General features: G+C 29.0%; 26 protein-coding genes and 1 pseudogene. 25 read left to right on the top strand and 2 right to left on the bottom strand.

Annotated elements, in window-relative coordinates:
• The first annotated feature begins 15 nt into the window (after positions 1-15).
• The 8 genes from ABUA17_RS06010 (at position 16) to ABUA17_RS05975 (ending at position 9,322) form a co-directional block, all read left to right on the top strand.
• Positions 16-297, top strand: coding sequence for a hypothetical protein (locus ABUA17_RS06010; RefSeq protein ID WP_349817961.1), 282 nt, complete (start codon positions 16-18; stop codon positions 295-297).
• Positions 284-2,665, top strand: a complete 2,382-nt coding sequence (locus tag ABUA17_RS06005) for a phage tail tape measure protein (protein WP_349817962.1) — start codon at positions 284-286, stop codon at positions 2,663-2,665. The genes ABUA17_RS06010 and ABUA17_RS06005 overlap by 14 nt, the downstream gene beginning before the upstream one ends.
• A complete protein-coding gene (locus ABUA17_RS06000; RefSeq protein ID WP_349817963.1) occupies positions 2,666-3,364 on the top strand; it encodes a phage tail domain-containing protein in 699 nt (232 codons plus the stop codon).
• Positions 3,364-4,821, top strand: coding sequence for a phage tail protein (locus ABUA17_RS05995; RefSeq protein WP_349817964.1), 1,458 nt, complete (start codon positions 3,364-3,366; stop codon positions 4,819-4,821). Before ABUA17_RS06000 ends, ABUA17_RS05995 begins: the two co-directional genes overlap by 1 nt.
• A complete protein-coding gene (locus ABUA17_RS05990) occupies positions 4,814-6,721 on the top strand; it encodes an SGNH/GDSL hydrolase family protein (protein WP_349817965.1) in 1,908 nt (635 codons plus the stop codon). The genes ABUA17_RS05995 and ABUA17_RS05990 overlap by 8 nt, the downstream gene beginning before the upstream one ends.
• 105 nt (positions 6,722-6,826) lie before the next feature.
• The gene (locus tag ABUA17_RS05985) at positions 6,827-7,252 is read left to right on the top strand and encodes a phage holin family protein (RefSeq protein ID WP_349817966.1); all 426 of its coding nucleotides are present in this window, start codon (positions 6,827-6,829) and stop codon (positions 7,250-7,252) included.
• Positions 7,253-7,301: 49 nt separating this feature from the next.
• Positions 7,302-8,375, top strand: a complete 1,074-nt coding sequence (locus ABUA17_RS05980) for a peptidoglycan recognition protein family protein (RefSeq protein WP_349817967.1) — start codon at positions 7,302-7,304, stop codon at positions 8,373-8,375.
• Between the two features lie 434 nt (positions 8,376-8,809).
• Entirely contained in the window at positions 8,810-9,322 is a 513-nt protein-coding gene (locus ABUA17_RS05975; RefSeq protein WP_349817968.1) for a DUF2335 domain-containing protein, read from the top strand.
• A gap of 75 nt (positions 9,323-9,397) precedes the next feature.
• Here the strand turns inward: ABUA17_RS05975 and ABUA17_RS05970 are convergent, their stop codons facing one another.
• Positions 9,398-9,547: a hypothetical protein gene (locus ABUA17_RS05970; protein WP_349817969.1), complete on the bottom strand. Its 150-nt coding sequence runs from the start codon at positions 9,545-9,547 to the stop codon at positions 9,398-9,400.
• 198 nt (positions 9,548-9,745) lie between these two features.
• On the opposite strand from ABUA17_RS05970, the gene ABUA17_RS05965 reads away from it, so the two are divergent.
• The 17 genes and pseudogenes from ABUA17_RS05965 to ABUA17_RS05885 all read left to right on the top strand — a co-directional run bounded on the left by ABUA17_RS05965 (position 9,746) and on the right by ABUA17_RS05885 (position 23,911).
• Complete coding sequence (locus ABUA17_RS05965; RefSeq protein WP_349817970.1) at positions 9,746-9,946, top strand: helix-turn-helix transcriptional regulator; 201 nt, start codon at positions 9,746-9,748, stop codon at positions 9,944-9,946.
• Positions 9,947-10,079: 133 nt separating this feature from the next.
• Positions 10,080-10,982: a ParM/StbA family protein gene (locus ABUA17_RS05960; protein ID WP_349817971.1), complete on the top strand. Its 903-nt coding sequence runs from the start codon at positions 10,080-10,082 to the stop codon at positions 10,980-10,982.
• Positions 10,970-11,179, top strand: coding sequence for a hypothetical protein (locus ABUA17_RS05955; protein ID WP_302739112.1), 210 nt, complete (start codon positions 10,970-10,972; stop codon positions 11,177-11,179). Before ABUA17_RS05960 ends, ABUA17_RS05955 begins: the two co-directional genes overlap by 13 nt.
• Positions 11,180-11,322: 143 nt before the next feature.
• On the top strand, positions 11,323-11,526 hold the full coding sequence (locus tag ABUA17_RS05950; protein WP_349817972.1) for a plasmid mobilization protein: 204 nt from the start codon (positions 11,323-11,325) through the stop codon (positions 11,524-11,526).
• Positions 11,527-11,528: 2 nt separating this feature from the next.
• The gene (locus ABUA17_RS05945) at positions 11,529-11,846 is read left to right on the top strand and encodes a hypothetical protein (RefSeq protein ID WP_302739114.1); all 318 of its coding nucleotides are present in this window, start codon (positions 11,529-11,531) and stop codon (positions 11,844-11,846) included.
• Between the two features lie 71 nt (positions 11,847-11,917).
• Positions 11,918-12,712: pseudogene (locus tag ABUA17_RS05940) on the top strand (ABC transporter substrate-binding protein); the annotation flags it as partial.
• A 116-nt stretch (positions 12,713-12,828) separates the two neighbouring features.
• Complete coding sequence (locus tag ABUA17_RS05935) at positions 12,829-13,587, top strand: ABC transporter ATP-binding protein (protein WP_042393574.1); 759 nt, start codon at positions 12,829-12,831, stop codon at positions 13,585-13,587.
• Position 13,588: 1 nt separating this feature from the next.
• Positions 13,589-14,380, top strand: a complete 792-nt coding sequence (locus ABUA17_RS05930; RefSeq protein ID WP_042393575.1) for an ABC transporter permease — start codon at positions 13,589-13,591, stop codon at positions 14,378-14,380.
• 215 nt (positions 14,381-14,595) lie between these two features.
• The gene (locus tag ABUA17_RS05925) at positions 14,596-16,245 is read left to right on the top strand and encodes a tetratricopeptide repeat protein (RefSeq protein WP_042393576.1); all 1,650 of its coding nucleotides are present in this window, start codon (positions 14,596-14,598) and stop codon (positions 16,243-16,245) included.
• A gap of 211 nt (positions 16,246-16,456) precedes the next feature.
• On the top strand, positions 16,457-17,557 hold the full coding sequence (locus ABUA17_RS05920; protein WP_042393577.1) for a 6-phosphofructokinase: 1,101 nt from the start codon (positions 16,457-16,459) through the stop codon (positions 17,555-17,557).
• 250 nt (positions 17,558-17,807) lie between these two features.
• On the top strand, positions 17,808-18,587 hold the full coding sequence (locus ABUA17_RS05915; protein ID WP_042393578.1) for a serine hydrolase: 780 nt from the start codon (positions 17,808-17,810) through the stop codon (positions 18,585-18,587).
• 189 nt (positions 18,588-18,776) lie between these two features.
• Positions 18,777-19,697: an aspartate carbamoyltransferase gene (gene pyrB, locus ABUA17_RS05910; protein ID WP_042393580.1), complete on the top strand. Its 921-nt coding sequence runs from the start codon at positions 18,777-18,779 to the stop codon at positions 19,695-19,697.
• Positions 19,697-20,128, top strand: a complete 432-nt coding sequence (locus ABUA17_RS05905) for an aspartate carbamoyltransferase regulatory subunit (RefSeq protein ID WP_042393583.1) — start codon at positions 19,697-19,699, stop codon at positions 20,126-20,128. Before pyrB ends, ABUA17_RS05905 begins: the two co-directional genes overlap by 1 nt.
• 5 nt (positions 20,129-20,133) lie before the next feature.
• Positions 20,134-21,330, top strand: a complete 1,197-nt coding sequence (locus ABUA17_RS05900; protein WP_055291126.1) for a dihydroorotase — start codon at positions 20,134-20,136, stop codon at positions 21,328-21,330.
• A 39-nt stretch (positions 21,331-21,369) separates the two neighbouring features.
• Positions 21,370-22,242, top strand: coding sequence for an orotidine-5'-phosphate decarboxylase (pyrF, locus tag ABUA17_RS05895; protein WP_042393589.1), 873 nt, complete (start codon positions 21,370-21,372; stop codon positions 22,240-22,242).
• Positions 22,243-22,255: 13 nt separating this feature from the next.
• The gene (locus tag ABUA17_RS05890; protein ID WP_195951245.1) at positions 22,256-22,993 is read left to right on the top strand and encodes a dihydroorotate dehydrogenase electron transfer subunit; all 738 of its coding nucleotides are present in this window, start codon (positions 22,256-22,258) and stop codon (positions 22,991-22,993) included.
• A 21-nt stretch (positions 22,994-23,014) separates the two neighbouring features.
• Positions 23,015-23,911 (top strand): dihydroorotate dehydrogenase, encoded by an 897-nt coding sequence (locus tag ABUA17_RS05885; RefSeq protein ID WP_042393597.1) that lies wholly within the window; start codon positions 23,015-23,017, stop codon positions 23,909-23,911.
• Positions 23,912-23,980: 69 nt separating this feature from the next.
• Here ABUA17_RS05885 and ABUA17_RS05880 read toward each other — a convergent pair whose 3' ends face one another.
• A complete protein-coding gene (locus tag ABUA17_RS05880; RefSeq protein ID WP_052330556.1) occupies positions 23,981-24,223 on the bottom strand; it encodes a hypothetical protein in 243 nt (80 codons plus the stop codon).
• Positions 24,224-24,400: the final 177 nt, after the last annotated feature.

The following is a 24,400-nucleotide window of genomic DNA, read 5'->3' as shown; positions in this document are numbered from 1 at the left end:
TCTATTGAAAACTGCATGAAAATAGCCACTAGGATAGGGATTTCTTTAAAAGATTTTTGGGATATGACTCCTTTAGAATTATTTATATCTATAGAAGCATTTGAAGATAGAGAGAAAGAACGTTCTAAAGAAATATTAATACAAGCTTATTATACTGAATCTTTTGCACGAATGAAGAAACTTCCAAAACTTAAAGATTTATTGAAAGAAAAGAAAAAGCAAACAAATGAACAAATGTTAGAAGTAGTTAAAAGATTAAATGCAATGATGGGAGGTGAGGTTATTGGCGGTAGTTAAGAACCTGTTAGTAAGAGCTGGGGCAGATTTTTCTGAATTACAAAAAGAAATGCAAAAAGCAGAAAAGTTTATGAAGAATGCTGGTAAACAAATAACTGATATGGGGAAAACTCTTACAGTAGGAATAACCACACCATTACTAGGATTAGGAACTATAAGTGTTAAAACTGCTGCAGACTTTCAAGAAAGCATGAGCAAGGTATCAGCCATAAGTGGAGCAACTGGGGATGATCTTGAAAGATTAACAGATATGGCTAAACAAATGGGGGCGACAACTAAGTTCTCTGCATCAGAATCTGCAGAAGCATTTCAATATATGGCCATGGCTGGATGGAAAACTGAAGATATGCTATCTGGAATAAGTGGGATTATGAATCTAGCTGCTGCTTCTGGTGAAGATTTAGCTATAGTAAGTGATATTTGTACAGATTCCTTAACTGCTTTTGGAATGTCAGCAGAGGAAAGTGGAAGATTTGCAGATATATTAGCTTCAGCATCATCCAATGCTAATACAAATGTATCTATGTTAGGAGAATCATTTAAATATGTAGCACCTTTATGTGGTTCAATGGGATATTCTGCAGAAGATGCTTCTATAGCACTCTCTCTAATGGCAAACGCAGGTATTAAAGGAAGCCAATCAGGGACTTCTTTAAAAACTGCATTAACCAATATGTTATCACCAACATCTTCAATGGCTTCAGTAATGGAAGAGTATGGCTTGTCATTAACTAACGCAGATGGTTCAATGAAATCATTACAGGATGTTATGATAATGTTAAGAGAAAAAATGGGTAGTTTAGATGAAGCTACACAAGGGGCAGCGGCTTCAACATTATTCGGAAAAGAAGCATTAGCAGGTATGTTATCAATAATAAATGCAAGTGATGAAGATTTTGAAAAGCTAACTACTGCTATTTATAACTGTGATGGTTCAGCACAAACAATGGCTGAAACAATGCAGAATAATTTAAATGGTAAGTTAACTCAATTAAAATCAGCACTTGAAGGAGTTGCAATATCATTTGGTGAAGTATTAATACCTATGCTAATGAAAGTTGTAGAAAGTATTACAAATGTTGTTCAAAAGTTTGCTAATCTAGATGAAGGGACTAGAAAGTTAATTTTAATTATTGGAGCAATAGCAACTTCAATTGGACCATTGTTATTAGTTATAGGTAAGTTAATTACCACTGGTTCTAAAATTGCTGGTTGGGGAAAAGGTGTAGCTACGGCAATGAAAGGAGTAATGGCTGGGACTAAAGGAATTGGAACAGTAATGACTACTGTATTTGGTCCAGGAGGAGTTATTTTATTAGTTATTGCTGGAATAGCTGCATTAGTTGCAGGATTTATGTATTTATGGAATACAAATGAAGATTTTAAGAATTTCTTTATTAATACATGGAACGCAATAGTTGAATTCATGACACCTATATTAGAATATTTAAAAACTGTAATAGTTCAATGTTGGGTTGATATAACTACAATGTTACAACCTTATATAGATGAAATAAAAACATTTATAGTAGAAGCATGGAATTTTATTTTAACGACAATAGTGCCGATTTTAAACAATATTTGGAGTGCTATAGTAACCGCATGGCAATATATATGGGATACTTTACAACCTATACTTTCACAGTTAAAGGAAACAATTTCTGCTGCTTGGGACTTTATATTAACAATAATATCTATTGCATTAGATAAGATTTCAACAATAGTATCTCTTGGTTTTGAAATAGTAAAAGGTATATTTACAGCAGTAACTAGCGCAATTAAATTTATATGGGATAATTTTGGAGATTTAATAGTTAGTAAAATTAAAAATGTTTGGGATACTGTAGCAGGAGTTGTTAGTGGGGCATCTAAAGTACTTCAAGGTATATTCCAAACACTTACGGGATTACTTACAGGAAACTGGAGTAAATGCTGGGAAGGTATAAGCAATATAGTATCTGGTGTGTGGCAAGGGATAACAAGCTTCGTAAAAGGAGGAATTAATGCAATAATAAGCTCAATTAATGTGTTCATAAGAGGAATAAATAAAATAAAAGTTCCCGACTTTGTACCAGGGTTGGGTGGAAAGGGATTTAATATATCGGAAATTCCTATGTTGGCTAAAGGAACTGATTATTTTAAAGGGGGACTTGCCATAGTAGGGGAACAAGGCCCAGAGCTAGTATCAATGCCTAGAGGTTCACAAGTTATACCGAACAGAGAAACTGAAAATATACTTTCAAATGGTGGAACATTCATATTACAAACTGTATTAGATGGCAAAGTTGTTGCTGAAACAATTGCACCGTATTCTGATATAGTAGGAGGAAATAGATTAAATTTAAGTAAAAGAGGGGTGCTTGTATAAATGTTAGGTATAAAAAAAGATAATAAACATAGCTATAATGACTTTGGAATTAAAATATTATCCAGATCTATAAGTATTCCCTCAAAAAGAAAAATCAAAGATACTGTTCCTTTCATGAATGGTTCTTATGATTTTTCTTTATTATATGGAGAACAAACTTATGATGAAAGAGAAATAACATATACGTTTAGCCTTCCTAAAAAAGATAAAGTTAAATTAAATATGTTAAAAATTAAAATAATTGAATGGCTTTATGATGGTATTCAATCAAAGTTATATGATGATCAAATTCCAGGATTTTATTTTTTAGCAGAATGTACTGGTATAGATTATGATGAAAGCTTTTATAATTATGCTCAATTAACAGTTAGCTTCACAGCATATCCATTTAAAATATCTACACTTCAAGATGGTCATGATATATGGAATGAATTTAATTTTGAACTTGATATAGGCCAAAACACTAAGTTTAATGTTATAGAAAATGAATCTATTACTTTATACAATAATAGTGCAGTAGGAGTATATCCAACTATTATATGTGATAATAATTTTGAAATAATAAAAAATAACATCACATATAGATTTGTTCCAGGAGAAATGAAATCTTTTGATTTTAAATTAGATAAAGGAGAAAATAATTTATTATTAAAAGGTAATGGTACTATAGAATTTAAATGGTTTAAGGAGGTATTGTAATGTATCTCGTAAAAATAATAAATGATGGTGTAGAAACTATTATAAATCATGTTTCTACAAGTAATAAAGCTAATAGAATAAGTGGGACTATTAAGAAGGGAATAAACTGTATTGATAGTTTCACTTTTAATATTTTTCATAATAATGAGGGGTATAATTTGATTAAGCCACTAAAAACATTAATTAATGTTTATAATACTAAAACTAATAAATATGAATTTAGGGGGAGAGTATTAAAACTAGTAGGTGAAATGAGTAGTTCAGGAGTAATAAGTAAAAATTTTGTTTGTGAAAGTGAATTAGCATATTTAATAGATAGCAATCAGTTGTATGGAAAATATCATAATATTACACCTAAGGGTTATTTAAAACTAATTTTAGATAACCATAATTCTAAAGTGGAAGAATTCAAAAGATTTGAATTGGGTGAAGTTACAGTAACTAATACTACTGATAATTTATATAAATATCTTGCTTATGATACTACCTGGAAAAATATTAATGATGATTTACTAGATACATTAGGTGGAGAGCTTCAAATAAGATATGAAGGTAATATTAGATATTTAGATTATTTAACTGAGATAGGAACTACCTGTACTACTGCATTAAGATTAGGGAAAAATATTAAAGATATAAGCAATGAAAAGGATCCTACGACTTATTATACTAGATTAATTCCACTTGGAACAAAGTTAAGTATAACTGATGAAGAAGGAAATGAGGTTGACACAGAGGAAAGGTTAACAATTTCAAGTGTTAATGCTGGAATAAATTATTTAGATGATATTGATGCAATAGAAGAATTTGGGATAATAGAAGGAATTGTTACTTGGGATGATGTTACAACTCCAGCTGCATTATTAACTAAAGGTAAGAATTATCTTAAATCACAAAAAATATCTATAACTAATAAAATCAATGCTTTAGATTTAAGTCTTATAGGATTAGATATAGATAGTTTTGAAGTAGGTAATTATTATCCTTTAAAACATGAATTACTAGACATTGATTATAACGTAAGAATAATAGAAAAAACAATTGATATATCTTCTCCAGAATCATCTAGTATAACTTTAGGTGATAAACAAATAGATATTAAAGATTATCAATTAGAAATGGAAAAACAGACAAATAAAATAAATTCTATAAGTAAAGATATTACATCCACTAAATTAGAGATTAAAAATGTTTCTGCATTAGCAAATACAACAGCTAAAAGTGTTAATAAAGTAAGTGAGGAGGTAATAAACTTGGGTAATAATACAAGTGGAACAATAGCTGCTATGGTTGAATCAATTACTTTATTATCTGAAACAGTACAAGCTATAAGTGAGGATTTAACAAATATAAATTCTACAATATTACAAGTAAATGAAAACATAGTAGAGATGAATAAAACTATTAAAGAAAATAGTGATAGAATAACGGTTTTAGAGGAGGTAGTAAATGGCTAGTATACAAAATTATTTAAATCAAATAAAAAGTGCCGTGTTTGGAAAAGATGTAAGGCAGTCAATACATGATGCAATTAAACAATGTTATGATGACGCTTCAATTGATCATGATAATGCTAATATGGAAGTTAAACTTGCTAGAGGATCACATGATACATTGAATGAAAGATTCACTTCAGTCGAAGAAAATATAAAAAATAATAGCGAACAATTGGAACACATGATTACTTTAAAATTATTGATGGATATTGATTCAACAAATTATCGTATAAATGATTTTATTATGGTTGATAAAATAACTCGTTTACAAAATATCTATATGGCTAATTTTTTAAGGAATTTAAGAAATGGTAGTCCAGTTACAATTGCATGTATGGGGGATAGCATGACTTATGGGCATGATGTAAATTCCGAAGATAAACGAAGTGCTGACACAACACCGTGTGATAATGGTTCAAGACATAGCTTTACTAGAGCAAGTATCACATACCCTGAATCCTTACAAAAATATTTAAATAAAATATATAAAAACAATGTAACAGTAATAAATAGAGGATATAGTGGTGATTATGTTAAAAAAGGTATGGAAAGATGGAATAAAAAACATAATGCAAACTTAACAATTATTATGTATGGTACAAATGATAGTAGAGCTGATTACGTACCTGAAGAATATAGAGGTAACATTGACGAATATTTAAAGTGGTATGAACAAGCTATTATAAGGGAGATCTTATGGGGTAAAGCAGTAGTTATTTTTACACCTCCAAAGTTACAATCTTTCGGCGATTTAGATGTTGATACATTTGCAAATGGACTTATACAGTTATGTAAAAAATATAACGTACCATATATTGATACTGAATTATTTACAATTAACTATAACAACATAAATTCTGATGGGGTACATTTTAATGGTGTTGGTTACGAAATTTTCGGAATGAAAAGTGCGAGTGTTTTTGTTTCTGAAAATCTTTTAAAACCTCAATATGTAAAAGGAGGTACAAAATTATTAAATAGGCAAACTGTTGATAATTTTGTTGTTAATGGTACTTATAGTTATAGTGCTACAAGTGGAGCATATACACCGAGTGAATTAAATAATACTGGTGGAAGTGTGTTAAATCTTAATCCTGGTTCAAGCATTACATATAGTTTTTATTGTGAAGAGGACGACATGTTTGTAATACCATATATTTATACTGGAGCGGATAAAATAAAAATTTCACTAGACTTCGGATTAAAAGCACCAGAAAATTCAATTGATGCTAGTATTGGAAAGGGTGCAACACCTTTAGATAATAATAAAAGCAGTTTAGAATTTACTAATAGTGGAACCTTATTGATTAATAAAGATGAAGTGTTCACTAATGGAGTTAAGTGTTTAAGAATACCAACAAAAGGTTGGCATACATTAACATTAACCAATGAACATAGCCAAAGTACGGGAGGCACATTAGTAATAAATGGTATTGAATTTATGAATTATGATGTATTCGCAAGTTATGTAAATATTAATAAATATTATAGACAAAATTATTTAAAATACACATCACATCCAATTTTAGGTGATACAGCAAGTGTTAGTGAAATTAGAATAAAACCTATAGATTATTTAAAGTTACATCCATTTTATTATTTAGCAAATACTGAATATTGGAGAAATCCACCGTTACAACTTATTATAACTGATTATCTAAAAGGTAGTATTATTTATACCTTTACTATTGGAAATAATTCAGACACTACAATGTTTCATGGAGAAAAAGCTAGATTAGGAGCATATACAGGCGGACGTACTGTATCTAATATTACTTTAGACAATGACACTAGGGAAATTGTAATAACATTCAATAGTGGACTTACAAATAAATCAAATTTGTTATTAAAGTTAGTTTAAGAATAATTGATAAATATTGTTCGTAAAATTAAATAAAAAATCATTAAGAAGTTAGAGTAAAATCTAGCTTCTTTTTTAATACAAAAAATAAAAGGAAGGTGTAAAATGGAAAACTTATTAAACTATTTTAAAATTATTGTAGCAGCAATAGGAACTGGGGTAACTTGGTTATTCGGTACATGGGACACTGCTCTTATTGTTCTTGTATCATTTATGGCACTAGATTATCTAACTGGAGTATTAAGAGCGTGGATAAATAAAGAAGTATCTAGCGATATAGGGCTTAAAGGAATAGCTAGAAAAACTGTAATATTTATAGTTTTAATAGTAGCAGTATTATTAGATAGATTACTTAATACAGGCACTTGGGTGTTTAGAACACTTATATGCTACTTTTATATAGCAAATGAAGGAATAAGTCTTTTAGAAAATTGTGCAGGTTTAGGACTACCTATACCAGAGAAATTAAAAGATGCATTAGTACAACTTAAAGATGGAGAAAAGAAAGAGTTAAGTAAAGAGCAGGAGTAGATCCTGTTCTTTTATTTTATAAAAATATATAAGAAAGAAGGAATTTAATATGTTAACAATTCAAAAAATGATATCAGATTATAATTTTAGTTCAAGACAAGGGAGCAATATTGAATATCTAGTTTTTCATTATACAGGAAATAAAGGAGATACTGCTCTTAATAATGCTAAATATTTTAATGCATGTAATAGAAATACTTCAGCACATTTTTTCATTGATGATGAAAATATATATCAAGTTGTTAATTTAAATAATTCAGCATGGGCTGTTGGTGATGGTAAAGGTGCTTATGGAATATTAAATAGAAACTCTATTTCTATAGAAATGTGTTGTAATTCACAAGGAGTTATTTCCGAAACTACAGAAGCTAATGCTTTAGAATTAGGCAAATATTTAATGGATTTATACAATATAGATTTAGATCATATTGTTAGACACTATGATGCTAGTAGAAAAATTTGCCCTAATTGGACTAATAATAATTGGGAAAGATGGTTAAACTTCAAATCAAAATTAGCAGGAACTACTGTAAATACTGAAATAGCAGAAACTACTGTAGTGGCAAAAAAAGACCCTATTGCAGAAGCTAAAACTTATGTAGGGACAAGAGTTTTAGAACTTCAACAAAAATTAATTGCTTGTGGATATGACTGTGGAGGATATGGAGCAGATGGTTCATTTGGACAAGGTACTTATAACAGTTTAATTCAATTCCAAAAAGACTATAGGTTAGTAGCAGATGGTTTAGCTGGTACTAAGACATTTGCAAAGTTAGATGAAGTAATTGCTAGTAAATCTATTTCAAATGTGAGTATTGGAGATGATTGGATTAGAAGATTACAAAATGAATGTAACGTTCAAGGGTTTTCAAGTCAAAAAGTAGATGGAATAGCAGGACCAGCAACGTTAGCAGGTTGTCCTACTTTAAAGAAAGGTGCTCAAGGTAATATAACTAAGTTACTTCAAGAAAAGTTAGTTAAGCTAGGATATAGCACTAATGGAGTAGATGGGATCTTTGGTACTGGAACATATACTGCAGTAAGAGAGTTTCAAAAGACTAGGGGACTTTCAGCAGATGGAATTGTTGGGCAAAATACTTGGAGAAAATTATTAAATTTATAACAACAAAAAGGCTAGTAGGCAGGAGAAATCTTACTTACTAGCCTTTTTTTTATTTCCAAAGATAAAATATGAAATTTAATATAAAATTGTATAAAAATATTAAAAAATAGTAAAAAAATTATAAATTCATCCGAAATGATACTTGTCTATTTTCCGATAGAATGATAAAGTGTAAATAAGTAATAATATATATTATTACTTATTTACTTGTATAAAATTTATTATAAGGTGTGTATAGTAAATAGTATATAAGGCTTAGGGAAAGAGTTAAGAGGAGGAATCTATATGTGGAATTTAAGAATTAGAACAAAGGAAACAATAGTGAACGTAAGCTGGATATTCAATATTTTTAAACCGAATTATGATAAGAATTGCAAAGTAAATGATTATAATATGATAAAATCCGATTGGGAGAAGGTTGGTAAAGATATATTATGGAGCATGAAACAAACGAAAATTCAATAAAAGAAATTGTTGATCAAGAAGCAGCAAATGATATACATAATGAAATTGAACATAAATCAATTATTGAAAGTGATGAACTTAAACCTATAAAAAAGATTTCAATCAGGGAAGTTAGACAAAGTTTCTCAGGACCATTACCACATCCAAGTGTATTATCGGGATATGATAAGGTATGTCCAGGAGCTGCAGATAGAATTATTCAGATGACTGAAAAACAAATTGCTCATAGGCATGAAATGGAAAGTTCTTTTTTGAAAGCTCACTCAAGAAATAGCTGGCTAGGAATAATTTTTGCCTTTATTTTAGGAATAGTAATAACATTGGGCGGGATAGTTTGTGTTTTAAACGATAAACAAATATCAGGTGTTATATTTGGAGGAACTGGATTAGCAGCTGTTATTTTTGCATTTATAAATGGAACTAGAATGACGGCGAGTACTGGAGAAATTGATTGCGATAAAGATGATAGCAATGGAACATAAAAAATACTAAGGTATAATTTTACCTTAGTATTTTTTATATTTTAAATTAATTTATAAAAACTTAAAAGCATCAAATTAAATTACTTTTGCTTCTTCATACTGCTCTTGAGTAAAAGGAATATTATTTTCCCTTAAAACTTCAACATACCTATCTAAATCAACTATAGTTTCACCTTTTCTCATTTTAAAAGGGTTATTTATATCTTTTAGTTTAAAATCAAGCATATTAGAACCTCCAATATCTTCATGTCATAAAATACAATCTTTAGTTAAATGATATCAGAATGTATGTTCTAAAACAATATAAAATAAAACTAGCTTTATAGTGAATTATTTCATTAATAAGGAATTGATATCTTAATTATAACCAATAAAAGGGAAAAATAAACATCTTAGCGAATAAAATAATTATGAGGTGGTGTTATGGTTAAAAATAAACTTAAGGAAATAAGAATGACTAAGTATATGATGAATTCAAATGAGTTTTGCAAAGTAATTGGAATTAAACCAAGTACTTATAGTCAAATTGAAACTAATAAACAACAAGGGAATATAGAAACAATATTAAAAATAAGTAAGGCTCTTAATTTAAAGGTAGAAGATATATGGTACCTTGAAGATTAAGGGCCTTTTCTTTTTATAAAAATAATTTATATTTATAAATTTAATTCATAAATAGGAATAAATCTTATACTTACGAATACATATATAACAAAGGGCAACAATGTAGCCTTAAAAAAGTATTCGGAGGGATAATATGGAGACAATAGGCGTAGATTTAGGCAATTGCAACATTAAGACAAGCAAAGGAGTTATAGTTCCATCATTAATAACTAAAGGAGAAAATTATCTAATAAGTACGGGCTATCAAATTACATTTAATAATGAAGTTTTTATAATTGGAGAAGGTGATTATGATACTAACTTAGATAAAATATCTAAAGAGAATCTTTTACCGATGTTATGCTTAGCTGTTGGATTAAGTACTAAAGAAGAGTTTGTAAGAATAGTATTAGGTTTACCTATAAATCAATATAAGACTAAAAAAGAAAAGTTGCTTGAAGTAATAGGAGAGAATAGAATATTAAATTTCAAATTAAATGATATAGAAAGGAATATATGCATTGAAGATGCTGCAGTTTTCCCAGAAGGAGTTGCAACTTATTATAGCTTAGATATTGATAAAAGAAGAGAAATGGCAAGTAAAGATATAATAATTCTTGATATAGGAGGAAGAACTACAGATATAGCACTACTTAAAGCAGGAAAGAAGAGAAGTGTAGCAAAAAGCACTAGCTTAGATGTAGGAATGATAAATATATATAATGATTTAATAAATGAAATAAATAGTATATACACATTAGGATTAAATATAGAGGATGCAGAAAACATAATAAAAAATGGATTAGAAGTAGATGGAGAAAAGAAAGATACTACATTCATTAAAGTTATTATAAGAAATAATATAGAAAAAGTATTTAAGGAGTTAAATATAAGTTATCCAGTTAGAACAAGTCCTATTTTAGTTACTGGTGGAGGGGGAAGATCCTTCTTTAAATCTATTAAAAGGAGATATCCAACATCTAGAATGATAGAAGATAATTTATTTTCAAATGCAAATGGATATAAGAGAGTAGGAGAGAAGTTATGGAGAGATTAAGAATTACTTTAGAGTTTAATAGAAATAGGAAAGAAGATTTAAATCTTTATGAGAAATTACAAAATTACAGTAATCCTGCTGCATATATAAAAGATGTTCTTAGAGGATTATTACCTATACCAGGAGAGATTAAGGTTGTATCAGAAGTTAGTGCAGAAGCAGAGAATGAAGATTACGAGGACTTAATGGATATATAAACACCACACTATTACCACACTACTAGAAAATTAAAAAGGCAAGCTAATAGTGGGGTAATGTGGTGGTAATAGACAAAAAGTAGTCGGTAAAGCGTTGGTAAATGGTCGATTTAATTTGGAGAGAGTAGGGGAGTGGTTCGGAAATGTTAGGAATGAAAGAAAAAAAATTTTTGGGTAGAAAGAGTGAGGAGGAATTAAAAATATATAGATTAACTGTACAAGTATCTAAGAGAGAAAAAGAAAAGATAATTCAACTTGCGAAAAGCAGAGGAATGAGTGTAAGTGATTATATTAGATATTTTTGTATTCATAAACCTTTTATGAATAAATTTGAGGAGGAAGAATAAAAGTGTATGTTGATTTTAATTGCATAGTTGAGCCGATAACAACTTTGATATCTCTTACATTCATATCAGGACTTATAGCAATTACTATTTATAAACTTATTCAATCTTGGGACGAAGGCAAGGAAAGATATTTAGTCAATGAAGAATGTGAAAGAAAAGAAGCATTAAATAAAAAGAGATTAGAAAATCTTAAACTTGAAAATTTAGAAGTTAAATTAACAAATGAAGATATGGAATTATTGCAGCTTATTGCTGGTAAGAATGGAACTGCTAAAGGTACTTTGAGAAATATATTAAGAGAACATTTAAAAGCTTCTTAAGAGAATCAACTAGAGATATTACAAATCAATAGTTTTAAAAAGTGTACATATGTTGTTAATTCGATAAGGTTGCAGATAAAACTATGCAACAATTATTAAGTGGTAATGCAGATATAGGATTTTCAGGACCAGAGCAAGTTGTTTATATTTATAACCAAGGAAGAGAAGATTATCCAGTTGTATTTGGACAATTAACACAAAAAGATGGTTCATTTTTAGTGGGAAGAGAAGCAGAAGAAGATTTTGATTGGTCATCATTAAAAGGTAAAGAAATAATAGGTGGTAGACCAGGTGGAATTCCCGAAATGGCTCTTGAGTATGTACTAAAAGAAAATGGATTAGACCCAGAAAATGATGTGAATATGGTTACAAATGTTGATTTTACAGCTACTGCAGGTGCTTTCAAATCTGGAACTGGTGATTATGTTGCATTATTTGAACCAACAGCTACAATGTTAGAAAATGATGGTGGTGGTAGTATAGTTTCTTCAGTAGGAGAACAAGCAGGAAATATTGCTTATACTTGCTTCTATACAACTAAATCATATATGGATGAAAATCCAGAAATAATTCAAAAGTTTACAAATGCAATTTACAAAGGTCAATTATGGGTTCAACAACATACAAGTGAAGAAATTGCTGATTCTATTAGTTCATTTTTCCCAGGAACTGATAAAGATGTAATAGTTAAAGTAATAGATAATTATAAGAGTATAGATGCATTTTCAGAAACTCCTGAAGTAAGTGAAGATGGTTTAAATAAGCTAATGGATATTATTCAAGGATATGATTCAAGCTTGATTCAAACAAGACCAGATTTTAATGTTATCGTAAATAACTCATTTGCAGAAGAGGCAACAAAATAAACTAATGCTATAAATAGTTTAGTTAGTAGTTAAAAGAAAATAAGTTAAATTAATTTAGAAAAATAAACAAACAACTACTAACTATAACTATAAAATTATTATGGGGTGGTGGTAAAGTGAGTCTCTTAGAAATAAAGAATATAAATATGAACTATCACACTATGGAAGGAGCTACAGAGGCAATTAAAGATGTCAGCTTTTCAGTAGATGATGGGGAATTTATAAGTATAATTGGTCCTTCAGGATGCGGAAAATCAACATTGCTTAATATTATAAGTGGAATATTAACTCCATCAAGTGGAGAAGTTAAATTTAATGATCCAGATGTAAAAAATAATCTAGATAAAATGGGATATATGTTTCAAAAAGATTATTTATTTCCATGGTTATCTGTTAGAGAAAATGTATTATTAGGACTTAAAGTTAAGAAAATATATACAAAAGAAAACATAGAATTTGCTGATGAATTACTAAAAAGTTATGGATTAGAAAAATTTGAGTCACATAAGCCAACACAGTTATCAGGGGGTATGAGACAAAGAGTAGCTTTAATTAGAACATTAGTCTTAAGACCAGAAATAATATTACTTGATGAACCGTTTTCTGCATTAGATTATCAAAGTAGATTAAAAATGACAGATGATGTTTATGAGATAATTAAGAAAGAAAAGAAAACAGCAATAATGGTAACACACGATTTAGGTGAAGCTATTGTAATGTCAAAAAGAGTAATAATTTTAACTTCTAGGCCAGCTTATATAAAGGATGATGTTAATATAGAGTTTAAGAATAAAGATGCAACTCCTTTCGATAAGAGAAAGGAACCAGAGTACAATGAGTACTTTAGAAAGTTATGGGGGGAGTTGGATAATTAGTATGGAAAAAGAGCATGAATTGTATTTAAGAAAAGTTAAAAGGGACAAATGGAAAGTAAGAGCAATAAGAATTTTAATTTTAGTAGCATTTATTGCACTATGGGAAATTGCAGCGCAATTAAAATGGATAGATCCATTTTTAACTTCAAGTCCTAGTAGAATTATTAAATCATTAGTTAGTTTTATAAATGAAGGCACATTATTTAGGCATATATGGGTAACTTGTTATGAAACTATAATTGGATTTACACTAGGTACAGTTTTAGGAGTAGCTATTGCAATATTATTATGGGCTTCAAAAACAGCATCAAAAGTATTAGATCCTTATTTAGTAGTATTAAATGCATTACCAAAAGTAGCACTTGCTCCAATAATAATATTTTGGGTTGGCAATGGTACATCAGCAATTATTACAATTGCATTGCTAATTTCAATTGTTACTACAATAATAAGTGTTTTAACAGGGTTTAATGAGGTAGATAAAGGAAAAATGCTATTAATGACAACCTTTGAAGCAAACAAGTGGCAAAAATTAAGATATTTAGTTTTTCCAGCTTCTGTACCAGTTATTATTTCTGCATTAAAAATAAATGTTGGACTTTCTTGGGTAGGAGTTATAATGGGAGAATTCCTAGTTGCAAGAGAAGGATTGGGATTCTTAATAATATATGGTGGACAAATAGCCCAATTAGATATGGTTATGATGAGTATAGTAATTCTATCAGTTATTGCTTTTATAATGTATGAGATTGTAGCTTTGATAGAAAATAGATTAATTAAAAAAAGACAATAATTTCAGTTAATAATGGCAAATTAATTAATTTAAAAATGGCAGATTAATTAATTTAAAATAGTATGTAATAATAAAAAATAAATTATTCAATAATTTGCCATTTTTAATTACATAAATTAGTGTATAATGTCGAAATTATAAATTACTATTTGAAAAAAATATAATTTTTTGTTAGAATTGTTGTTAAGAATATTTATTTAACAAATGGAGGGATTATGGAAAATAAAAAAAATGACTCCTTAAAGTCTAACAAGAAGTTAATTAAAAACAAATATGTTGAGCCAATAATTACGATAGGTCTTTCTATTTTATTTGCTTTTGTAGTATTAATATCAATACAAAGCATGATGGGAACAAAGACAGTTACAATAACGAATAATAAAGCAGAAGAGTATTACTATGATGGTAAGTATGATGAAGCTATAAATGAATATATGACAATGCAAAAAGAAGATGCATGGCCAATTTGGACAGCTAGAGTAGCAGAAATATACTCAATCCAAGGTGATATAACTCAAGCAAATAACTTATTAAAAGAAGCTATAGTAAAACGAGATAAGTTAATGCTTGAAAATGGAGATGAGTACTTAGAGCAAGATAAAGAATTAATAAATGAAGTAGTATTTACTTTTTATATGAATAATGACTTAGAACAAGCAGAGAGCTTAGGTGAATATTATTTAGAAAGTTATAATACATATAAACCTTTATTAAAAACAATGTTTGCTGTTTATTTAGCAAATGATGAAAAAGACTTAGCAAAAGGAATAGTAAACTCTTATCCGGTGGATAAAGATAGTGCTTATGATTTAGCTACTTTAGCTAAGATGCAAATAATGATTAATGATTATGATAATGGTTTAGAAAACTTAAGACTTTCATATGAGATTGATAAAAATGAAATAAAATCATATGATGTTATAATGGAAGCTTGTCAATTTGATAAAGAAAAGTTATTGAAGAAAGTAACAGAATTATCAGAAGAAAATCCGAAAGTTGAAGCATATAAGGCGTGGATTAATGAAATTAATTCATTTGATGAAAAAAATATTGATTTTAGTAAAAATGTAATTGATGAAATAAAGAATAATATAAATACTGACGAATTAGAAGAAGATTCATATGTAGATTTGTATATTAAGGCTTGGGAGAACTATAATAAAGGTCAATATGATAAAGCAAAAGAATTTGCTAATGAAGCGATATTGGCTAATAGTGATTATGAAAATACTTATGGAATGTTAATGCCTAATATATTAATTGCTACAGAAAATTCAGATAAAATCGAAGGTTATATTAGAAAAGCTATATTTAATGAACCGTATAATTACAATTTAATTGTAAATATTGCTAAGTTATATGAAGATAAATTATCTAATTTAGATAAGGCAAAGTATTATTATGATTATGCTTTAACTTTAAATAAAAATAATGATGAATTATATTATGATTTAGCACTTCTAAACTTAAAGATGGATAAAGTTGATGATGCAATTTTAGATTTAAATAAAGCAATAGCTATAGATGAAGATAAAAGTGATTATTATAGAGCTTTAGGTACTATTTACTATAATGAAAAGGAATATGATAAAGCTATTGAAAATATAAGAAAAGCATATTCGCTTAATGAAAAAGATGTTTTAGCATTAAATAATGCAGCATGTTATTATATTACAGTAGATAAAGATGTATGGAGAGCATATTCAAATATTGAATCAGCATACAATGACATGCCAAGTTCTATTGATAGTGAATCAAAAAAACTAATTACTAATAATTATAATGCTATTAAAAAAGTATATGATAAGTATGTTAATGATGAAAATACAATAGTAGATGTTCAAGGATTAGAATTAGCATATTAGAAAAATGAGAGATGATAAATATCATCTCTCATTTATTTTGGAGAAAAGTACAAATTTAAAAAATATCTTTCCAGTTATTTGAATATATGATATTATATTATAAGAAGGAATATTCTGAATTTTATGAAAAACTATGTAGTAATAGGTAGGCTATTTGAAAAAAATGCTGAAATATTATTGGTTTAAGTATATGGGTAGGGAGGAATTTAAAATGGAACAAAAAATTAAAAAAATAGCTTTATTAACAGGTGGTGGAGATTGTCCAGGCCTAAATGCCGTAATTAGAGCCGTAACAAAAACAGCAATATTAAATTATGGTATCGAAGTAATCGGGTATAAATTTGGATATAGAGGATTATATAATAATGATTTTGTTTCTTTAAACTTAGATTCAGTATCGGGTATACTACATAGAGGAGGTACCATTCTTTATAGTTCAAATAAAGATAATTTATTTGATTATCTTGTAGAAGAAAATGGAGTAATGGTTAAGAGAGATGTATCTGATGTAGCAGTTGAAAATTTGAAAAAAGAAGGTGTTGATGTTTTAGTTGTAATTGGTGGTGATGGAACATTAACATCAGCTAGAGATTTTGCTAGAAAAGGTATTAATGTAATAGGTGTTCCTAAAACTATAGATAATGATTTAGCATCTACTGATGTGACATTTGGATTTAATACTGCAATAGATGTAGTTACAGAAGCTTTAGATAGACTTCATACAACAGCAGAATCACACCATAGAATTATGCTTTGTGAAGTAATGGGAAGAAATGCAGGATGGATAGCATTAGAATCTGGAATAGCAGGTTCAGCAGATGTAATTCTTTTACCAGAAATACCATATGATATAAATAAAATTGCGGCAAAAGTAAAAGAAAGAGAAGAGCAAGGAAGAAACTTTACTATTATAGTAGTAGCAGAGGGAGCGAAACCTAAAGACGGTGATGTTGTAGTATCTAAGATAGTTGCAGATAGTCCTGATCCAATAAGACTAGGTGGAATTGGTAATAAACTAGCTGATGACTTAGAAAAGTTAATTAAAGAACATGAAGTAAGATGTACTGTTTTAGGACATGTTCAAAGAGGGGGAAATACTTCTACTTACGATAGAATTCTTTCAACAAGATACGGGGTAGCAGCTGTTGAATTGATGATGGAAGGAAAGTTTGGAAGAATGGTTTGCTTAAAAGGAGATACTATAACTAGCGATACATTAGAAAATGTAATAGGACAAAATACTAAGAAAGTAAATCCAGAAGGTGAATTAGTACAAGTTGCTAAAAAGATAGGAATATCTTTTGCAGAATAATAAATAAATATTGAAGAATATAAATAGTGACAAATGCAAAAAATGATTTTATATTGTGTGATTATTTTTTGTAGTATTGTCACTATTTTTAAGGTTAAGATTATAAGTATTTAAATTAAGTTAGATAGACTTGAATGATGTGCAAAAATGGAAAAAATTTTAGTGAAATACTTCAAAATATTCTGACAATATGATATACTTATATTAAAGTAAGAGAAATTTATTGAATCAGTGGATTTAGGAGGGTATTATGAAAGAGATAAAGAAATATTTAGAATCAAGAATCGGGAAATATAGTTTCTTTTTTGAAGATTTAAAAAGTGGTTATGTGTATGGATACAATGAAAACGTTCCTATGATTGCCGCTGGGTGTATGAAACTTCCAATAGCTGTTTCATTAATTAAAGCAGTAGAAGATAAGAAAGTGGACTTTATGGATAAGGTTAAAATCCAAAGTGGAGATAAGGTTTACGGAACAGGAATTATTCATGAATTTAATGAAAGAGAATATACTGTATTTGAACTTCTTGTAATAATGTTAATACAAAGTGATAATACTGCAGCAAATAAAATTATAGATATAGTTGGAATGGAACAAATTAATGAAGATATAATTGCTATGGGATTAAAGAATACAAGGTTAAATAGAAAGACAAATGATGAAAGAACAGCAATTACTGATGTTGAAAACATAACTACTGCTTATGATTTATCAAGAATATGGAAACACTTAGCCAATGGAACATTTTTATCAAAAGATAATGGTCAGATGCTTATAGATATTTTAAGAAGACAGCAAATTAAAAATAAATTAGCATTATACATTCCTGATGATTTAAAAATAGAGATATCAAGTAAAACTGGAGACAAAAAAGGTGTTGAGAATGATACTGCTTACTTAGAATTACCAAAAGGAAAATTCACTTTTACAGTATTATCTCAAGATATACCAAATAGTGTTTATGGAACTGTATCTTTAGCTAAATGTGGTAAAATGATGTGGGATGAGGTAATGAACAACTGGAATTAAATTACATTGACAAAATTTGAATGTAATGTTATTCTAACAAAAAAGAACCTTTAAGAGAATCCGAGAGATTCATAAGGAAGTTGTAATAATACCCATATTATAAGATTACTATACCTTCCTTATATTTTAAGGAAGGTTTTTTGTATTCTTTAAATTTAACACCGTGATGTTAAAAAGGAGTGACTATAAATGAAAAATAAACATTTAATAAGCCCTATGGACTTTTCTAAAGAGGAGCTTAATGAAATTTTCGAATTAGCAGAAAAAATAATTTCAAATCCAAAAGAATTTTCACATATCTGTGATGGCAAAATCTTAGCCACACTTTTTTATGAACCAAGTACAAGAACTCGTTTTAGCTTTGAAGCTGCAATGATGAGATTAGGAGGAAAAATATTAGGATTTTCTGAACCAAACTCAAGCTCTAGTGCAAAAGGAGAAACATTGGCAGACACAATCAGAATGGTTTCAATTTATTCAGATATAATTGCAATGAGACATCCTAAAGAGGGATCAGCAAAAGTTGCAAGCATGTACTCATCAGTTCCTGTTATTAATGCAGGAGATGGTGGACATCAACATCCAACTCAAACATTAACAGATCTGTTAACTATAAAATCACAAAAAGGAAAATTAGAAGGACACACAATTGGATTATGTGGTGACTTAAAAAACGGACGTACAGTTCAATCTTTAATCATGGCCATGTCTAGATATAAAGATACTAAATTTATACTTATATCTCCAAAAGAATTAGTAATTCCAGAATATATAAGAGAAGAAGTGCTAAAAAGAAATAATATATCTTTTAGAGAAGTAGAAAATATAGAAGAAGTAATTGAAGAATTAGATATACTATATATGACAAGGATCCAAAAAGAAAGATTCTTTAATGAAGAAGAATATTTAAGACTAAAAGATTGCTATATATTAAATAATGAAAAAATGCAAAAAGCAAAACCGGATATGATAGTAATGCATCCACTTCCAAGAGTAAATGAAATTGCAACAGAAGTTGATAGTGATGACAGAGCTGTATATTTTAAACAAGCAGAATATGGAATGTATGTAAGAATGGCTTTAATAGTTAAGTTGTTGGAGGTAATGTAATGCTACAAATAACTAGTATAAAAAATGGATTTATGTTAGACCATATAAAAGCTGGCATGGGTGTTAAAATATTTAGATATTTACATTTAGATGAACTTGGACATCAAGTTGCGTTAATTATAAATGCTGATAGCAAAAAAATGGGTAAAAAAGATATAATAAAAATCGAAAATTTAGAAAATATAAATTATACAGTGCTTGGATTACTTTCTCCAGGTATCACAATAAATGAAGTAAGAAATGAAGTTATTATAAGTAAGGTTAAACCAGAACTTCCAGAAGAAGTTCAAGATATATTAACATGCCAAAATCCTAATTGTATTACTTCGGTAGAAAATTATATACCACATAGCTTTAAGTTATTAGATAGAGAAAAAGGAAGCTATAAATGTGAATATTGTGAACAAATTATAAATCCAAGTGAGGTATAAAAGTTATGAGTTTATTAATAAAGAATGCTAATGTCATAGATGCAAATGGAAATTTTCAAGGCGATATATTAATAATAGATGGAATAATTAATCAAATTGGTAAAGAAATAAATAAAGAGGGTATTGAAGTGATTGATGCAAAGGGATATACAGTGATGCCTTCTTTTATAGATACTCATGCTCATTTTAGAGAGCCAGGGTTAACGCATAAGGAAGATATAGAAAGTGGTTCTAAAGCTGCAGCAAAAGGTGGATATACTGGAGTATGTTTAATGGGAAATACTAATCCGATTTGCTCAACAAAAGAAGTTGTAGAGTATGTTAGAAATAGAGCTAAAGAAGTTGGATTAATTGATGTTCATCAATGTGTATCAATTACAGAAAACTTTTGTGGAAAGTCTATAGAACACTTAGAAGCTTTTAATGATGATAAAGAACTTGTGGCTATAACTGATGATGGCGTTGGGGTTATGGACTCGAGTGTTATGATGAAAGCTATGGAAAAAGCAAAAGAAAGCAATTGGATTGTAATGTCTCATGCTGAAGACAAAACATTTTCTAAAATAGATATGAGAATTGCAGAAGACTTAATGACTATAAGAGATTTGTATTTAGCTAAAGTAACAGGTGCAAGATTACATATGGCCCATGTGAGTACAGTTGAATCAATTAATGCAATAAGAAGAACTAAAAATGAAGGTGGAAATGTAACTTGTGAGGTTACACCACATCATATAGGATTAACAACAGATATAAGTAATTATAGAGTAAATCCTCCAATAAGAGAAAAAGAAGATGTTAATGCAATAATAGAAGGAATTAAAGATGGGACTGTTGACTGTATAGGTACAGACCATGCGCCGCATACTGAAGAAGATAAGAAAAATGGTGCGCCAGGAATGGTAGGATTAGAAACTTCGTTTAGTATTTGTTACACAGAATTAGTAAAAAATAATAATATATCTATAAATAAATTAAGTGAATTAATGTCTAAAAATCCAGCAAATATCCTTAGAATGAACAAAGGAACAATTTCAGTTGGAAAAGATGGAGATTTAGTATTAGTTGATTTAAATAAAGAAGTAACAATTGACAAAGAAACATTTGTATCTAAAGGTAAAAATACTCCTTTCCAAGGAAGAAAATACTTTGGAGAAGTTATAAAGACTATAAGAGGCGGTAAAGTAATATATAGTAAATAGGTTTAGTATTATCATAAGTGGAGAAAGGTGAAAGTGAATATGAAAAGTTTTATAATGGATAAATTATATAAAAGAGTTGAAGAAAGAGGAGTTGTGTGCTTAGGGTTAGATACAGCTGTTGAGTATATACCTACACATGTTTTAGAAGGAAGATCATTAGAAGATGCAATATTTGAATATAATAAAGCAATTATAGATGAAACTTTAGATGTTGTAGCTTGCTTTAAAGTTCAAATAGCATATTATGAAGCTTTAGGATTAGCTGGACTTATGGCATATAAGAAAACACTAGAATATTTAAGAGAAAGAGATGCTATTATCATTGCAGATATAAAAAGAGGAGACATAATGGCAACTGCAACTCAATATGCTAAGGGGCATTTTAGTGGGGATTTTGAAGCAGATTTTATTACATTAAGTCCATACATGGGTATGGATAGTATAGAACCATATATGCCATATATGGAAAGTGGAAATAAGGGTGTTTTTGTATTAGTTAGAACTTCAAACCCAGGGGCTGAAGATATAGAAAATATAGATACAAAAGATAATAGTAAGGTTTATAAAGTTGTAGGTGATAAGCTTACTAAAATGGGTGAGTCTGTAAAAGGTGAATGTGGATATTCAGCAATAGGTGGAGTTATTGGATGTACTCATGTTGAAGAAGGTAAGGAAATAAGAGAAAGATATAAAGATATGTTCTTCTTAATACCTGGATATGGTGCACAAGGTGGAAAGGCAGAAGATGTAGCTTTATACTTAAGAGATGGAAATGGTGGAGTTGTAAACTCATCAAGAGCTATTCTTTTAGCATATAAAAAGGAAAATAAACCAGAAGAGTTTGCTGCTTGTGCAAGAAGAGAAGCTATAAGAATGAGAGATGAAATAAGAAACGCAGTTAATAGTCTTTAGGAGGATGGAGTTTATGAAGTACACACAAGGAAAAATATTATTAAATCAAGAAATTCAAAATGGAATCTTTAAGATGGTTGTTGAAGATAAAAATGAAGCAAAAGCAGGTCAGTTTTATATGCTTAAGCATAATGGAGCAACTCTTCTTCCAAGGCCTATAAGTGTATGTGAAACTGATGGGGAAACACTTACTTTTGTTTATGCTGTTGTAGGTGCTGGAACTAAGGAATATGCAGAGCTAAAAGTGGGAGATACAATAAGTTTAAATGGGCCTTTAGGTAATGGATTTAACTTAGAAGAGGACTATGGAAGAGTTGCTTTAGTAAGTGGAGGAATTGGTACAGCACCAATGTTAGAACTTTCTAAAAGGCTAAGAGAAAAGAATAAAGATATAAAAATGGATCTTTATTCAGGATTTAGAGATGATGTATATTTAATAGATGAAATAAATGAATTTGTTGATAAAAGCTTTGTTTCTACAAATACAGGAAAATATGGTCATAAGGGATTTGTAACAGAAATATTAGATTTAGATAAATATGATACAGTATTATGTTGCGGTCCTGAAGTTATGATGAAAAGAGTTGTAGAAATGTGTAAAGAAAAGCAAGTAAAAGTATATGTTTCAATGGAAAAACATATGGCTTGTGGAGTAGGAGCATGTCTAGTGTGTACTTGTAAGACTAAAGATGGAAATAAAAGAACTTGTAAAGATGGTCCAGTATTTGATGGATACTATGTAGAATTATAAAAGACCAAAGGAGAAGATAAAATGTTAAAAGTTAATATAAATGGATTAGATTTTAAAAACCCAGTAATAGCGGCATCAGGAACCTTTGGTTTTGGAGCAGAATATAACAATTTTTATGATGTAGGAATTTTAGGAGGTATTTCATCAAAGGGATTAACTTTAAATGAAAAGGCAGGAAATGATGGTATAAGAGTTTTTGAAACTCCATCAGGAATGATGAATTCAGTTGGCCTTCAAAATCCAGGAATAGATAGATTTATATCAGAAGAACTTCCAAAGATGAAGGAATTAGGAACTAACATTATAGCAAATGTTGGTGGTGGATGTATGGAAGATTATGAAATTGCTTTAGATAAGCTTAGAGGAACAGCTATTGACATGATAGAACTTAATATATCATGTCCAAATGTAAAGAGTGGAGGAATGGCTTTTGGAATTAAATCAGAAGTTGCTTATGAGGTTGTTAAGAAAGTTAAAGCGATAGTTGATAAGCCACTTATGGTTAAGTTATCTCCTAATGCAGAAGATATCGTAGATATGGCTATTAAATGTCAAGAAGCAGGAGCAGACTCTTTATCATTAATTAATACATTAAAGGGATTAGCAATAGATCCATACAAGAGAAAAGCTGTGTTTAATAATGTATATGCAGGGGTATCAGGACCAGCAGTTAAGCCAGTAGCTTTAAGAATGGTTCATGAAGTTGCTAAGGCAGTAGAAATACCTGTAATAGGTTTAGGTGGAATAACAACAGGGTTAGATGCCATAGAATTCATGATGGCAGGGGCTTCAGCAATTCAAATAGGAACAGTGAACTTCTTTAATCCAATGGCAGGAAAAGAAATTATCGAAGAAATGGAAGCATTTTGCAGAGATCAAGGTATTAAAGATATTAATGAAATAGTAGGAATAATATAAAATAACATAAAATAGAGCTATAAATGTATTTACATTTATAGCTCTACTTTAATAGTGTATTAGTAAAAGTTATTTTATCAAAGTTCCTTGATGAAAAATAATTTTCCAGTATTTATCATTATATGTCCATATTGAACTTCTAATAGATTTAATGGTTATGTTATCTTTAATAAATTCTTTCTTCAATTTATATTTTGCTAATACACAATTTTCAGATATTTTTAATAAATCAAACTCTATAATTTTAAAGTTCGCATCGGCTTCATGAAATGTATGTCCTTCAGAATATTTATATATCTCTCCAAAATCCATATATATACCCCCTTTTTGTATAATACAATACAATTATACGGTAAATATTGAATAACTCACATATAATTATAAATAGATTAGTTTATTTAAGAGGATATTTAGTTAGGAGTAATTCAAATTGTGCAGTGTGGTATAAGAAAAAATAAATACATATAACATTATGCATAAGTGTATTTA

The organism is Clostridium sp. RTP31139st1_H3_RTP31139_211217 (assembly GCF_040227035.1).
GTDB classification, from domain to species: domain Bacteria; phylum Bacillota; class Clostridia; order Clostridiales; family Clostridiaceae; genus Clostridium; species Clostridium saudiense.
Note: the sequence above shows the minus strand (reverse complement) of the source record. Positions and strands in the feature narration are given on the sequence as shown.

Coding starts and splice junctions, on each gene's coding strand:
- ABUA17_RS06010 (WP_349817961.1), top strand. CDS start 16: ATGAAAATAGCCACTAGGATAGGGATTTCTTTAAAAGATTTTTGGGAT.
- ABUA17_RS06000 (WP_349817963.1), top strand. CDS start 2,666: ATGTTAGGTATAAAAAAAGATAATAAACATAGCTATAATGACTTTGGA.
- ABUA17_RS05995 (WP_349817964.1), top strand. CDS start 3,364: ATGTATCTCGTAAAAATAATAAATGATGGTGTAGAAACTATTATAAAT.
- ABUA17_RS05990 (WP_349817965.1), top strand. CDS start 4,814: ATGGCTAGTATACAAAATTATTTAAATCAAATAAAAAGTGCCGTGTTT.
- ABUA17_RS05985 (WP_349817966.1), top strand. CDS start 6,827: ATGGAAAACTTATTAAACTATTTTAAAATTATTGTAGCAGCAATAGGA.
- ABUA17_RS05980 (WP_349817967.1), top strand. CDS start 7,302: ATGTTAACAATTCAAAAAATGATATCAGATTATAATTTTAGTTCAAGA.
- ABUA17_RS05975 (WP_349817968.1), top strand. CDS start 8,810: ATGGAGCATGAAACAAACGAAAATTCAATAAAAGAAATTGTTGATCAA.
- ABUA17_RS05970 (WP_349817969.1), bottom strand. CDS start 9,547: ATGCTTGATTTTAAACTAAAAGATATAAATAACCCTTTTAAAATGAGA.
- ABUA17_RS05965 (WP_349817970.1), top strand. CDS start 9,746: ATGGTTAAAAATAAACTTAAGGAAATAAGAATGACTAAGTATATGATG.
- ABUA17_RS05960 (WP_349817971.1), top strand. CDS start 10,080: ATGGAGACAATAGGCGTAGATTTAGGCAATTGCAACATTAAGACAAGC.
- ABUA17_RS05955 (WP_302739112.1), top strand. CDS start 10,970: ATGGAGAGATTAAGAATTACTTTAGAGTTTAATAGAAATAGGAAAGAA.
- ABUA17_RS05950 (WP_349817972.1), top strand. CDS start 11,323: ATGTTAGGAATGAAAGAAAAAAAATTTTTGGGTAGAAAGAGTGAGGAG.
- ABUA17_RS05930 (WP_042393575.1), top strand. CDS start 13,589: ATGGAAAAAGAGCATGAATTGTATTTAAGAAAAGTTAAAAGGGACAAA.
- ABUA17_RS05925 (WP_042393576.1), top strand. CDS start 14,596: ATGGAAAATAAAAAAAATGACTCCTTAAAGTCTAACAAGAAGTTAATT.
- ABUA17_RS05920 (WP_042393577.1), top strand. CDS start 16,457: ATGGAACAAAAAATTAAAAAAATAGCTTTATTAACAGGTGGTGGAGAT.
- ABUA17_RS05915 (WP_042393578.1), top strand. CDS start 17,808: ATGAAAGAGATAAAGAAATATTTAGAATCAAGAATCGGGAAATATAGT.
- pyrB (WP_042393580.1), top strand. CDS start 18,777: ATGAAAAATAAACATTTAATAAGCCCTATGGACTTTTCTAAAGAGGAG.
- ABUA17_RS05905 (WP_042393583.1), top strand. CDS start 19,697: ATGCTACAAATAACTAGTATAAAAAATGGATTTATGTTAGACCATATA.
- ABUA17_RS05900 (WP_055291126.1), top strand. CDS start 20,134: ATGAGTTTATTAATAAAGAATGCTAATGTCATAGATGCAAATGGAAAT.
- pyrF (WP_042393589.1), top strand. CDS start 21,370: ATGAAAAGTTTTATAATGGATAAATTATATAAAAGAGTTGAAGAAAGA.
- ABUA17_RS05890 (WP_195951245.1), top strand. CDS start 22,256: ATGAAGTACACACAAGGAAAAATATTATTAAATCAAGAAATTCAAAAT.
- ABUA17_RS05885 (WP_042393597.1), top strand. CDS start 23,015: ATGTTAAAAGTTAATATAAATGGATTAGATTTTAAAAACCCAGTAATA.
- ABUA17_RS05880 (WP_052330556.1), bottom strand. CDS start 24,223: ATGGATTTTGGAGAGATATATAAATATTCTGAAGGACATACATTTCAT.